Annotated in this window: 20 protein-coding genes; 1 reads left to right on the top strand and 19 read right to left on the bottom strand. The window is 63.5% G+C overall.

Translation table 11 applies throughout. The features are described 5' to 3' along the window. Positions 1 to 9: 9 nt before the first annotated feature. From rplR to CSW59_RS01735, 19 genes are read right to left on the bottom strand one after another with little or no spacing between them, the layout of a single operon-like run. Positions 10 to 360 (bottom strand): 50S ribosomal protein L18, encoded by a 351-nt coding sequence (rplR, locus tag CSW59_RS01645; protein ID WP_099442398.1) that lies wholly within the window; start codon positions 358 to 360, stop codon positions 10 to 12. 3 nt (positions 361 to 363) lie between these two features. Then, positions 364 to 897: a 50S ribosomal protein L6 gene (rplF, locus tag CSW59_RS01650; protein ID WP_099442399.1), complete on the bottom strand. Its 534-nt coding sequence runs from the start codon at positions 895 to 897 to the stop codon at positions 364 to 366. Between the two features lie 18 nt (positions 898 to 915). Next, positions 916 to 1,314, bottom strand: coding sequence for a 30S ribosomal protein S8 (gene rpsH, locus CSW59_RS01655; RefSeq protein WP_013078656.1), 399 nt, complete (start codon positions 1,312 to 1,314; stop codon positions 916 to 918). Between the two features lie 10 nt (positions 1,315 to 1,324). After that, positions 1,325 to 1,630 carry a 30S ribosomal protein S14 gene (rpsN, locus tag CSW59_RS01660; RefSeq protein WP_099442400.1) on the bottom strand — a complete coding sequence of 102 codons (306 nt, stop codon included), beginning with the start codon at positions 1,628 to 1,630 and terminating at the stop codon, positions 1,325 to 1,327. Positions 1,631 to 1,654: 24 nt separating this feature from the next. Beyond that, on the bottom strand, positions 1,655 to 2,212 hold the full coding sequence (gene rplE / locus CSW59_RS01665) for a 50S ribosomal protein L5 (protein WP_099442401.1): 558 nt from the start codon (positions 2,210 to 2,212) through the stop codon (positions 1,655 to 1,657). Next, entirely contained in the window at positions 2,205 to 2,519 is a 315-nt protein-coding gene (rplX, locus tag CSW59_RS01670) for a 50S ribosomal protein L24 (RefSeq protein WP_099442402.1), read from the bottom strand. Before rplX ends, rplE begins: the two co-directional genes overlap by 8 nt. Continuing rightward, positions 2,519 to 2,887 (bottom strand): 50S ribosomal protein L14, encoded by a 369-nt coding sequence (gene rplN / locus CSW59_RS01675; RefSeq protein ID WP_010919137.1) that lies wholly within the window; start codon positions 2,885 to 2,887, stop codon positions 2,519 to 2,521. Before rplN ends, rplX begins: the two co-directional genes overlap by 1 nt. A gap of 17 nt (positions 2,888 to 2,904) precedes the next feature. Continuing rightward, the gene (gene rpsQ / locus CSW59_RS01680) at positions 2,905 to 3,144 is read right to left on the bottom strand and encodes a 30S ribosomal protein S17 (RefSeq protein ID WP_013078652.1); all 240 of its coding nucleotides are present in this window, start codon (positions 3,142 to 3,144) and stop codon (positions 2,905 to 2,907) included. 10 nt (positions 3,145 to 3,154) lie between these two features. Continuing rightward, the gene (gene rpmC, locus CSW59_RS01685; protein WP_099442403.1) at positions 3,155 to 3,346 is read right to left on the bottom strand and encodes a 50S ribosomal protein L29; all 192 of its coding nucleotides are present in this window, start codon (positions 3,344 to 3,346) and stop codon (positions 3,155 to 3,157) included. 5 nt (positions 3,347 to 3,351) lie between these two features. Beyond that, positions 3,352 to 3,783, bottom strand: a complete 432-nt coding sequence (rplP, locus tag CSW59_RS01690; RefSeq protein ID WP_013078651.1) for a 50S ribosomal protein L16 — start codon at positions 3,781 to 3,783, stop codon at positions 3,352 to 3,354. 13 nt (positions 3,784 to 3,796) lie between these two features. Then, positions 3,797 to 4,549 carry a 30S ribosomal protein S3 gene (gene rpsC / locus CSW59_RS01695; protein ID WP_099442404.1) on the bottom strand — a complete coding sequence of 251 codons (753 nt, stop codon included), beginning with the start codon at positions 4,547 to 4,549 and terminating at the stop codon, positions 3,797 to 3,799. Continuing rightward, entirely contained in the window at positions 4,549 to 4,929 is a 381-nt protein-coding gene (rplV, locus tag CSW59_RS01700; RefSeq protein WP_013078649.1) for a 50S ribosomal protein L22, read from the bottom strand. Before rplV ends, rpsC begins: the two co-directional genes overlap by 1 nt. A gap of 2 nt (positions 4,930 to 4,931) precedes the next feature. Next, positions 4,932 to 5,210, bottom strand: a complete 279-nt coding sequence (gene rpsS / locus CSW59_RS01705) for a 30S ribosomal protein S19 (RefSeq protein WP_099442405.1) — start codon at positions 5,208 to 5,210, stop codon at positions 4,932 to 4,934. Between the two features lie 3 nt (positions 5,211 to 5,213). After that, positions 5,214 to 6,053, bottom strand: a complete 840-nt coding sequence (gene rplB / locus CSW59_RS01710; protein WP_099442406.1) for a 50S ribosomal protein L2 — start codon at positions 6,051 to 6,053, stop codon at positions 5,214 to 5,216. A gap of 4 nt (positions 6,054 to 6,057) precedes the next feature. After that, positions 6,058 to 6,354, bottom strand: coding sequence for a 50S ribosomal protein L23 (locus tag CSW59_RS01715; protein WP_010919129.1), 297 nt, complete (start codon positions 6,352 to 6,354; stop codon positions 6,058 to 6,060). Continuing rightward, positions 6,354 to 6,992 carry a 50S ribosomal protein L4 gene (gene rplD / locus CSW59_RS01720; RefSeq protein ID WP_013078647.1) on the bottom strand — a complete coding sequence of 213 codons (639 nt, stop codon included), beginning with the start codon at positions 6,990 to 6,992 and terminating at the stop codon, positions 6,354 to 6,356. The genes CSW59_RS01715 and rplD overlap by 1 nt, the downstream gene beginning before the upstream one ends. Then, positions 6,992 to 7,756 carry a 50S ribosomal protein L3 gene (gene rplC / locus CSW59_RS01725; RefSeq protein ID WP_013078646.1) on the bottom strand — a complete coding sequence of 255 codons (765 nt, stop codon included), beginning with the start codon at positions 7,754 to 7,756 and terminating at the stop codon, positions 6,992 to 6,994. Before rplC ends, rplD begins: the two co-directional genes overlap by 1 nt. A 13-nt stretch (positions 7,757 to 7,769) precedes the next feature. Beyond that, complete coding sequence (gene rpsJ, locus CSW59_RS01730) at positions 7,770 to 8,078, bottom strand: 30S ribosomal protein S10 (RefSeq protein ID WP_004616952.1); 309 nt, start codon at positions 8,076 to 8,078, stop codon at positions 7,770 to 7,772. Between the two features lie 13 nt (positions 8,079 to 8,091). Next, positions 8,092 to 8,292, bottom strand: a complete 201-nt coding sequence (locus tag CSW59_RS01735) for a hypothetical protein (protein ID WP_099442407.1) — start codon at positions 8,290 to 8,292, stop codon at positions 8,092 to 8,094. Between the two features lie 402 nt (positions 8,293 to 8,694). On the opposite strand from CSW59_RS01735, the gene CSW59_RS01740 reads away from it, so the two are divergent. After that, positions 8,695 to 9,453: a hypothetical protein gene (locus tag CSW59_RS01740; RefSeq protein WP_099442408.1), complete on the top strand. Its 759-nt coding sequence runs from the start codon at positions 8,695 to 8,697 to the stop codon at positions 9,451 to 9,453. Positions 9,454 to 9,499 lie beyond the last annotated feature (46 nt).

Raw genomic sequence — 9,499 nt, forward strand, 5'->3', positions numbered from 1 at the left:
TTCGTTCCCTTAGAAGTTCAGGCCGGCTTCGCGCGCGGCGTCAGCCAGGGCTTTCACCCGGCCGTGGAAGATGTAACCACCACGGTCGAAAACGACGTCCTTGACGCCCTTTTCGATGGCGCGCTCGGCGACGAGCTTGCCCACAGCGGCAGCGGCATCCTTGTCCGCGCCCTTGCCTTCGGCTTCCAGAGTGGAAGCCGACGCCAGGGTCACGCCGCGTTCATCATCGATGACCTGGGCGTAGATGTTCTTCGACGAACGGAAGACCGACAAACGCGGACGACCGTTGGCGAGGCTCTTGAGGCGGGTGCGAACGCGCTGAGCGCGCTTGGCCGCCGTTTCACGAGGAGAGAGCGCCATGGCTTACTTCTTCTTGCCTTCCTTGCGGCGAACGGTCTCGCCAGCATAACGCACGCCCTTGCCCTTGTAGGGCTCCGGCGGACGAATGCGGCGGATCTTCGCGGCAATCTCACCAACCGCCTGCTTATCAATGCCGGCGATCTTGATTTCGGTTTGCTTCGGAGTGGCGAACGTGATGCCGGCCGGGGCCGCAACGTCCACATCGTGGCTGAAACCGAGTTGGAGGCTGAGGGCAGTGCCCTTCATGGCCGCGCGGTAACCGACGCCGACCAGTTCGAGGCTTTCCTCGAAGCCGGTGGTCACACCGTGCACCATGTTGGCCACCAGCGTGCGGGACAGACCCCACATGCCCTTGGCGCGCTTCGTGTCGACGCGCGGCGTCAGCGAGAGCTCATTGCCCTCTTGCTTCAGCTCGACTTCGTCGGCGATCGTCCACGAGAGTTGACCCTTGGGGCCCTTCACCGTGACCGTCTGGCCCGAGAGCGTCAGGGTGACGTTCGCGGGGATGACGACGGCTTTCTTACCGATACGTGACATGCTCTTTCCCTCCCGCGCCTAGTAGACGCGGCAGAGGACTTCGCCACCGACGTTAGCGTCGCGTGCGGCGGTGTCCGACATGACGCCCTTCGGCGTCGAAAGGATCGAGATGCCCAGGCCGTTCTTGATCGGCTTCAGGTCCTTGATCGACGAATAGACGCGACGGCCAGGCTTGGACACGCGGCTGATCTCGGCGATCACGGGCTCACCGTCGAAGTACTTGAGCTCGATCTCGAATTCGGGGAACGCACCGGGCTTCTCGACCAGCGAGTAGCCGCGGATGTAGCCTTCGTCGGCCAGCACGTCCAGGACGCGAGCGCGCAGCTTGGAAGCCGGCGTCGACACCTTCGAGCGCTTGCGCGTGGCGGCGTTCTTGATGCGAGCGATCATATCGCTCAGGGGATCGTTCATCGACATCTGATCGTCCTTACCAGCTCGACTTGACGAGGCCGGGGATCTGCCCCTGCGAACCCAGTTCGCGGAGAGCAATACGGCTCATCTTCAGCTTGCGGTAATAGGCGCGCGGACGGCCGGTGACTTCGCAGCGATTGCGGATGCGGATCGCGGCGCTGTTACGCGGCAGCTTGGCGAGCTTGAGGCGAGCTTCGAAGCGTTCCTCGAGCGGCAGGCTTTCGTTGTTGGCGATCGCCTTCAGCGCGGCGCGCTTTTCGGCGAACTTCTTGACGAGGGCCTTGACGGCTTCGTTGCGGTTGACGGCGCTTTTCTTGGCCATGGTTTGTTTTCCCTTCCCGCTCTCTTAGTTGACGAACGGGAACTGGAATTCCTTCAGGAGAGCCTTGGCTTCCTGGTCGGAGTTCGCAGTGGTGCACACGATGATGTCCATGCCCCAGATTTGTTCGATCTGGTCATAGTTGATTTCCGGGAACACCAGGTGCTCCTTCAGGCCCATGGCGTAGTTGCCACGGCCGTCGAAGCTCTTGCCGTTCAGGCCGCGGAAGTCCTTCACGCGCGGCAGCGCGATCGTGACCAGGCGGTCAAGGAACTCGTACATCCGGTCCTTGCGGAGCGTGACCTTGGCGCCGACCACCATGCCTTCGCGCAGCTTGAAGCCGGCGATGGACTTGCGGGCCTTGGTGGCGACGGGCTTTTGGCCGGCGATCGCCTGCAGGTCCTTCAGAGCGGTCTGGGCCTTCTTGGAGTCGGCCACGGCCTCGCCGATACCCATGTTCAGGACGATCTTGTCCAGCTTGGGGATCTGCATCTCGTTAGTGTAGCCGAACTGCTCCTTCATCGCAGCGCGGATGCGCTCGCGATAAACGGTCTTCAGCCGGGGCTCGTAAGCTTGATCAGCCATTGATCACCTCGCCGGTCGTCTTGGCGACGCGCACCTTCTTGTCGCCTTCGATCTTGAAGCCGACGCGGGTGGGCTTGCCGTTGGAGTCCACGACAGCGACGTTCGAGACGTGCAGCGCGGCTTCCTTGTGCTTGATGCCGCCTTGCGGGTCGGCTTGAGTCGCCTTGGTGTGACGCGAAACCATGTTCACGCCTTCCACGACAACGCGGCTGTCCTTGGGCAGGACTTGCAGGACCGAGCCTTGCTTGCCCTTATCCTTGCCAGCCAGAACGACGACGCGGTCGCCCTTCTTGATCTTAGCGGCCATTACAGCACCTCCGGAGCGAGGGAGATGATCTTCATGTGGTTCTTGGCGCGCAGTTCACGAGGAACCGGGCCGAAGATCCGCGTGCCGACCGGCTCGCTCTGCTTGTTCACGATCACTGCGGCGTTCTTATCGAAGCGGATGACCGAGCCATCCTTGCGCTTCAGATTTTGATTCACCCGAACGACGACGGCGCGAAGCACGTCACCCTTCTTCACGCGACCGCGCGGAATGGCTTCCTTGACGGAGACGACGATGACGTCGCCCACGCTGGCGTAGCGACGGCCTGCACCGCCCAACACCTTGATGCACATGACCCGGCGAGCGCCAGAATTGTCAGCGACTTCCAGGTTAGTTTGCATCTGGATCATGGTCTAAACCTTCCAGATTAAGCCGAAGCCTTGGGAAGTGCTTCCCAGGTCTTCAGCTTGGACTTCGGAGCGCACTCGATGATGCGGATAGCTTCACCGGCCTTGTACGCGTTGGCTTCGTCGTGCGCGTGGTACTTTTTGGACTGACGCACGATCTTCTTCAGAACGGGGTGGACGATGGTCCGTTCGACCTTCACCACCACGGTCTTGTCGCCCTTATCGGAGACGACGACCCCTTCGAGGATACGCTTGGGCATATCGTTCTCCTTAAGCCGCGGCCTTGGCGCGCAGCACGGTCTTGATCCGCGCGATATCCTTGCGGATTTCGTCGACGCGGTGGGTCTTTTCGACCTGACCCGTGGCGGCCTGGAAGCGCAGGTTGAACTGCTCCTTCTTCAGGCTGATCAGCGTGTCGGCCAGCTGGTCGGGGGTCATACCCCGGATGTCAGCGATCTTCATGAGCCTCAGGCCTCCTGAGCCACGCCCGCATCGATGCGGGTGACAACACGGGTGCGGATCGGCAGCTTGGCGGCGCCCAGGCGGAGAGCTTCACGCGCGATATCGTCCGGCACGCCGTCGATTTCGAACATGATGCGGCCCGGAGCCACGCGAGCGGCCCAGTAATCCACCGCGCCCTTACCCTTACCCATCCGGACTTCAGCGGGCTTGCCGGTGACCGGCACGTCCGGGAAGATACGGATCCAGACGCGGCCTTGACGCTTCATCTGGCGGGTGATGGCGCGACGAGCGGCTTCGATCTGGCGAGCCGTGATGCGCTCCGGCTCGACGGCCTTCAGGCCGTACGAACCGAAGTTCAGCAGGGTGCCGCCCTTCGAAGCGCCGTGGATGCGGCCCTTGAACTGCTTGCGGAATTTGGTCTTCTTCGGAGACAGCATGGCGATCTAATCCTTAGGCGCGATCGCGACGGTCACGACGGTCGCCCCGGTCGGGACGATCGCCGCGCTCACGGCCGCCACCTTCGCCGGCGGGGCCGGACTCGGTGGCCAGGCGCTTGTCGAGCGCCATCGGATCATGCTCCAGCACCTCGCCTTTGAAGATCCAGGTCTTCACGCCGATGATGCCGTAGGTGGTCTTGGCTTCGGCGAAACCGAAGTCGATGTCGGCGCGCAGGGTGTGCAGCGGCACGCGACCTTCGCGGTACCACTCCATCCGAGCGATTTCAGCGCCGCCGAGGCGACCCGAGACGTTGATCCGGATGCCCTTGGCGCCGAGGCGCACGGCCGACTGGATCGAACGCTTCATGGCGCGACGGAAGGCGATACGACGCTCAAGTTGTTGAGCGATCGACTCGGCCACCAGTTGAGCGTCGGTTTCCGGCTTGCGGATCTCGACGATGTTCAGGTGGACTTCGCCCTCAGTCTGAATCGACAGGTCCTTACGGAGCTTGTCGATGTCAGCGCCCTTCTTGCCGATGATGACGCCCGGACGGGCGGCATAGATCGTGATGCGGCACTTCTTGTGCGGACGCTCGATGATGATGCGCGAGACACCAGCTTGGTACAGGCGCTTCTTCAGGGCGGCGCGGACCGCGAGGTCCTGATGCAGCATCTTGCCGTACTGGGCGCCGTCGGCGAACCAACGGCTGTCCCAGGTGCGGTTCACGCCGAGCCGCAGCCCGACCGGATTGACTTTCTGACCCATTAGGCGGCCTCACCCAGTTCGCGGACCACGATCGTGATCTCGGAGAACGGCTTCTCAACGCGCGTCGCGCGACCGCGAGCGCGGGGCGAGAAACGCTTCATGATCAGGTTCTTGCCCACATAGGCCTCGGCGACGACCAGGGAGTCGATGTCGAGGTTGTGGTTGTTCTCGGCGTTGGAGATCGCCGAGTACAGCGCCTTGCGGACGTCCTGAGCGATACGCTTGTGGCTGAACTCGAGCTCGTTGAGAGCGCGCTGGACGTTCAGGCCACGGATGGACTGAGCGACCAGGTTCAGCTTGCGGGCGCTGGTGCGCAGGGTGCGAACCTTGGCCATCGCTTCGGCGCCGTCGAGGCGGCGAGCTTGCTTTTGCTTGGCCATGATTACTTCCTCTTGGCCTTCTTGTCGGCGGCGTGGCCCGGGAAGTTACGCGTAGGAGCGAACTCGCCGAACTTCATGCCGACCATGTCTTCCGACACGGAGACCGGGACGTGCTTGTGGCCGTTGTGGACGCCGAAGGTCAGGCCGACAAATTGCGGCATGATCGTCGAGCGACGCGACCAGGTCTTGATGACGTCCTTGCGGCCCGACGACAGAGCGGCGTCGGCCTTCTTCAGGAGGTACCCGTCGACAAACGGGCCTTTCCAGACGGAGCGGGTCATGGCTTAGCGGCCCTTCTTCGCTTTGTGGCGCGAACGGATGATGAACTTGTCCGTGGCCTTGTTGACGCGGGTCTTGGCGCCCTTGGTCGGCTTACCAGCCGGGGTCACCGGGTGACGACCGCCCGAAGTCCGGCCTTCACCACCACCGTGGGGGTGGTCGACCGGGTTCATGGCGACACCGCGGACGTGCGGGCGACGGCCCATATGACGCGAACGACCGGCCTTGCCGAGGTTCTGGTTCATATGGTCGGGGTTCGAAACGGCGCCGACGGTGGCCATGCACGTATCGAGCACCATGCGCAGCTCGCCCGAGTTCAGGCGGATCTGGGCGTAGCCGGCGTCACGACCGACCAGCTGGGCGTAGGCGCCAGCCGAGCGAGCGATCTGACCACCCTTGGCGGGCTTCAGCTCGATGTTGTGGATGATCGTACCGATCGGCAGCGTGCGCAGCGGCGAGGCGTTGCCCGGCTTCACGTCGACCTTTTCAGCCGTGACGACTTCGTCGCCGGCCTTGAGGCGTTGCGGGGCCAGGATGTAGGCCAGCTCGCCGTCGCTCTGATACTTGATCAGAGCGATGAAGGCGGTGCGGTTCGGATCGTACTCAAGACGAACGACCGTGGCCACGCCTTGCTTGCGACGCTTGAAGTCGACCAGACGGTACAGGCGCTTGGCGCCGCCGCCGCGGAAACGGACCGCGATACGGCCATTGCCGCCGCGACCGCCCGACTTGGTCAGGCCTTCGACGAGCTTCTTCTCGGGCTTGCCCTTGTGAAGTTCGCTGCGGTCGATCAGCACCAGGCCGCGCTGGCCGGGGCTGGTCGGGTTAAATTGCTTCAAGGCCATCTGATTAGAGCCCCGTCGTGATGTCGATCGACTGGCCTTCGGCCAGCGTCACGATCGCTTTTTTGACGTCGTTGCGACGACCCACGATGCCGCGGAAGCGCTTGGTCTTGCCCTTGGTCACGATGGTGTTGACCTTGGTCACCTTGACCTTGAACAGCTCTTCGACGGCGGCGGCGATTTCGTCCTTGGTCGCGTCGTTGGCCACCTTGAAGACAACCTTGTTCTGCTCGCTGAGCAGGGTCGTCTTTTCGGTGATCACCGGCGACAGGATCGTGTCGTAGTGGCGAGCGGTGGCGGCCATTAGGCGGCTTCCTTCTCAGCGAAACGCGCCGAGATCGCTTCGACCGCGTCCTTGGTCAGGACGAGGGTTTGGCGACGCAGCACGTCGTAGACGTTCAGGCCGGCGTTCGGCAGGACATCCACGTTCGGGATGTTGCGGGCGGCGAGCTTGAAGTTCGCGTCCACTTCCGGGCCGGCGATGACCAGGGCGTTCTTCAGACCGATCTTGTCGAAGTTGGCGCGCAGAGCGGCCGTCTTCGGATCCGTCAGAACGGCGCTGTCCAGGACGACCAGCGAGCCCGACTTGGCCTTAGACGACAGAGCGTGCTTCAGGGCCAGGGCGCGGATCTTCTTGGGCAGGTCGAAGGCGTGGCTGCGGACCACGGGACCGTGGGCCTTGGCGCCGCCGACGAACTGGGCCGCACGGCGCGAGCCGTGACGGGCGCCGCCGGTGCCCTTCTGCTTGTACATCTTCTTGCTCGTACGAGAGACCTCGTTACGAACCTGAATCTTGTGGTTACCCGAGCGGCGCTTGGCCAGCTGCCAGGTCACGACGCGCTGCAGGATGTCGCCGCGGATGTCGTCGATGCCGAAGATGGCGTCGTCGAGATCAACGGAACCGGCCTTGCCGCCGTCCAGTTTGATGACGTCGAGTTTCATTAGCCTTCGCCCTCTTCGGTCGCAGCCGCGGGGGCCTCTTCAGCGGGGGTTTCAGCAGCAGCCGGAGCCTCGCCAGCCTTGCGGAAGGCGCCCGGACGCGGAGCGTCAGCCGGCAGAGCCTTCTTCACGGCGTCACGAACCTTCACGTAGCTGCCTTCGTGGCCCGGGACAGCGCCCTTGACCAGGATCAGGCCGCGCTCGACGTCAACCTTCCAGACGGTGACGTTGAGAGTGGTGACGGTTTCTTGACCCAGGTGACCAGCCATCTTCTTGCCCGGGAACGTACGGCCCGGATCCTGGCGGTTACCGGTCGAACCGTGCGAACGGTGCGAGACCGAAACACCGTGGGTGGCGCGCAGACCGCCGAAGTTCCAGCGCTTCATGGCGCCGGCGAAACCCTTACCGACAGTCACGCCTTGAATGTCGACCTTCTGGCCGGCAACGAAGTGGTCGGCCGTCAGTTCGGCGCCGACTTCGATCAGGGCGTTCTCTTCGACGCGGAATTCGGCGACGACGCGCTTCGGCTCAACGGCCGCCTTCGCGAAGTGGCCGCGCAGGGCCTTGGAGGTGTTCTTGGCCTTCTTGGCGCCAGCGCCGAGTTGCAGGGCGGTGTAGCCGTCCTTCTCAACGGTGCGCACGCCCGTGACCTGGCAACCATCGAGCGACAGGACGGTGACCGGCACGTGCTGACCTGCCTCGTCGAAGAAGCGGGTCATGCCGAGCTTCTTGGCGAGAACGCCGGTGCGTTGGGTGGGGAGAGTCATAAGCGGGCCCTCCTTACAGCTTGATTTCGACGTCAACGCCGGCCGACAGGTCGAGCTTCATCAGCGCGTCCACGGTCTGCGGAGTCGGGTCAACGATGTCGAGAACGCGCTTGTGCGTACGGATCTCGAACTGCTCGCGCGACTTCTTGTCGACGTGCGGCGAACGGTTGACGGTGAATTTCTCGATAAGCGTGGGCAGGGGGATGGGGCCCCGCACCGTCGCGCCCGTGCGCTTGGCCGTATTGACGATCTCGCGCGTGGAATGATCCAACACGCGGTGATCGAAGGCCTTGAGCCGGATGCGGATGTTCTGACGATCCATATCGCTCGGTTTCCTAGTGGGCTGCGCCCGCGTCTCGAACCATTTCAAAGACCAACTCGAACTCCCGAGAGAGCTCGTACGCAGCGTCCGCAAAACAAAATACCCCTGCGGTGTCCCGCCGGGGTGGTTGTCCAGATATTGCGCCCCTCTCGAAAGAGGATTGCGGCGCTATGTCCGGGCGTCTCGCGAACCGCGTTTGAGCCCTAGAGCTCACAGCCGGTCCAACAGAGGCGCGCTTGTACGTTCCAGAATCGGTTTCGTCAAGCGCTCTGTCCGGTTCGTCTCGTCCGCAAGGACTCGAGTCGTCGGGCGGGTTCTGAATAGGCGCCCGGCACCTCTCGCGCAAGAGGCTGACAAACATAACGCCGGTCGGCTTTTAACACATTTAGGTCAAAGCGAAGAATGAACGTGCGCACGCTTGCGCGTAGTGGAAATTCCCATCTCCGCAAGTGTCACAAAATTGCATTATTCATGCTTGAAGCGTCGCCGCGGACCTTGAGCGAGCACCCAAACCTCCATAGATGCCGCTCCTCCCCGGCGGACTGGGCGGCCCCTCCCCCTAACAACGACCGCCCCGCCAGCCGGAGGAGCCACAGTACCCAAGGGGATAGACCCAATGCATACCAAGCTCTTCGCCACCGCCGCCCTGATCGCCGCCGCCGTCTCGGCCCCGGCCTTCGCCCAGAACGTGGGTTCGGTCGGCGCGGCCGTGAACTACACCGACATCAACACCAAGCTCGGCGGCGGCCACGGCTCGTCGGCCGTGATCGACGGCTCGGTCGCGATCCCGCTGCAAGGCGCCTGGACCGTGACCGCCAATGGCGACGTCTCGATCTCGGACAACGACCTGTCGGACGACACCATCGCCTCGGGCGCCGCCCACCTGACCACCAAGATCGGTGACAGCTGGCGCGTCGGCGGCTTCACCGCCCTCTCCCGCCCGGCCAACGACACGGTTTGGGCTGTCGGCGGCGAAGCTCACAAGTACCTGTCGAACGTGACCCTGTCGGGCGTCGCGGCCTACGGCCAGTCGAACGACCTGGACGCCGATCTGTATACCGTGCGCGGCGACGCCCGTTACTTCGTGACGGACAACTTCCGCCTGGACGCCGGCGCGGCCTGGTCGCGCATCGACACCAACACCAACGCGGACCTGTGGGACGTGAACGTCGGTGGTGAGTACAAGTTCGCCAACACCGGCTGGTCGACCTTCGCCAAGTACACCCACAGCGAATCCGACGACCTGGCCGACCTGAACGCCGACGCCATCAAGGTGGGCCTGCGCTACACCTTCGGCGGCAGCCTGAAGGACCGCGACCGCGCTGGCGCCGACCTGATCTCGGCCGGCGACCTGTTCGGCTTCGGCGTCCGCTAAGCGGCCGCTGGACCAAGGTCCGGACATGAAGAAGGCCCCGGGAGCG

The sequence above is a fragment of the Caulobacter sp. BP25 genome, assembly GCF_002737755.1.
Taxonomy (GTDB): domain Bacteria; phylum Pseudomonadota; class Alphaproteobacteria; order Caulobacterales; family Caulobacteraceae; genus Caulobacter.

Bases quoted from the DNA above. Each gene is read 5' to 3' on its own strand.
- rplR (WP_099442398.1), bottom strand. From the start codon at position 360: ATGGCGCTCTCTCCTCGTGAAACGGCGGCCAAGCGCGCTCAGCGCGTT.
- rplF (WP_099442399.1), bottom strand. From the start codon at position 897: ATGTCACGTATCGGTAAGAAAGCCGTCGTCATCCCCGCGAACGTCACC.
- rpsH (WP_013078656.1), bottom strand. From the start codon at position 1,314: ATGTCGATGAACGATCCCCTGAGCGATATGATCGCTCGCATCAAGAAC.
- rpsN (WP_099442400.1), bottom strand. From the start codon at position 1,630: ATGGCCAAGAAAAGCGCCGTCAACCGCAACGAAGCCGTCAAGGCCCTC.
- rplE (WP_099442401.1), bottom strand. From the start codon at position 2,212: ATGGCTGATCAAGCTTACGAGCCCCGGCTGAAGACCGTTTATCGCGAG.
- rplX (WP_099442402.1), bottom strand. From the start codon at position 2,519: ATGGCCGCTAAGATCAAGAAGGGCGACCGCGTCGTCGTTCTGGCTGGC.
- rplN (WP_010919137.1), bottom strand. From the start codon at position 2,887: ATGATCCAGATGCAAACTAACCTGGAAGTCGCTGACAATTCTGGCGCT.
- rpsQ (WP_013078652.1), bottom strand. From the start codon at position 3,144: ATGCCCAAGCGTATCCTCGAAGGGGTCGTCGTCTCCGATAAGGGCGAC.
- rpmC (WP_099442403.1), bottom strand. From the start codon at position 3,346: ATGAAGATCGCTGACATCCGGGGTATGACCCCCGACCAGCTGGCCGAC.
- rplP (WP_013078651.1), bottom strand. From the start codon at position 3,783: ATGCTGTCTCCGAAGAAGACCAAATTCCGCAAGCAGTTCAAGGGCCGC.
- rpsC (WP_099442404.1), bottom strand. From the start codon at position 4,549: ATGGGTCAGAAAGTCAATCCGGTCGGGCTGCGGCTCGGCGTGAACCGC.
- rplV (WP_013078649.1), bottom strand. From the start codon at position 4,929: ATGGCCAAGCAAAAGCAAGCTCGCCGCCTCGACGGCGCCGAAGCGATG.
- rpsS (WP_099442405.1), bottom strand. From the start codon at position 5,210: ATGACCCGCTCCGTCTGGAAAGGCCCGTTTGTCGACGGGTACCTCCTG.
- rplB (WP_099442406.1), bottom strand. From the start codon at position 6,053: ATGGCCTTGAAGCAATTTAACCCGACCAGCCCCGGCCAGCGCGGCCTG.
- CSW59_RS01715 (WP_010919129.1), bottom strand. From the start codon at position 6,354: ATGGCCGCCACCGCTCGCCACTACGACACGATCCTGTCGCCGGTGATC.
- rplD (WP_013078647.1), bottom strand. From the start codon at position 6,992: ATGAAACTCGACGTCATCAAACTGGACGGCGGCAAGGCCGGTTCCGTT.
- rplC (WP_013078646.1), bottom strand. From the start codon at position 7,756: ATGACTCTCCCCACCCAACGCACCGGCGTTCTCGCCAAGAAGCTCGGC.
- rpsJ (WP_004616952.1), bottom strand. From the start codon at position 8,078: ATGGATCGTCAGAACATCCGCATCCGGCTCAAGGCCTTCGATCACCGC.
- CSW59_RS01740 (WP_099442408.1), top strand. From the start codon at position 8,695: ATGCATACCAAGCTCTTCGCCACCGCCGCCCTGATCGCCGCCGCCGTC.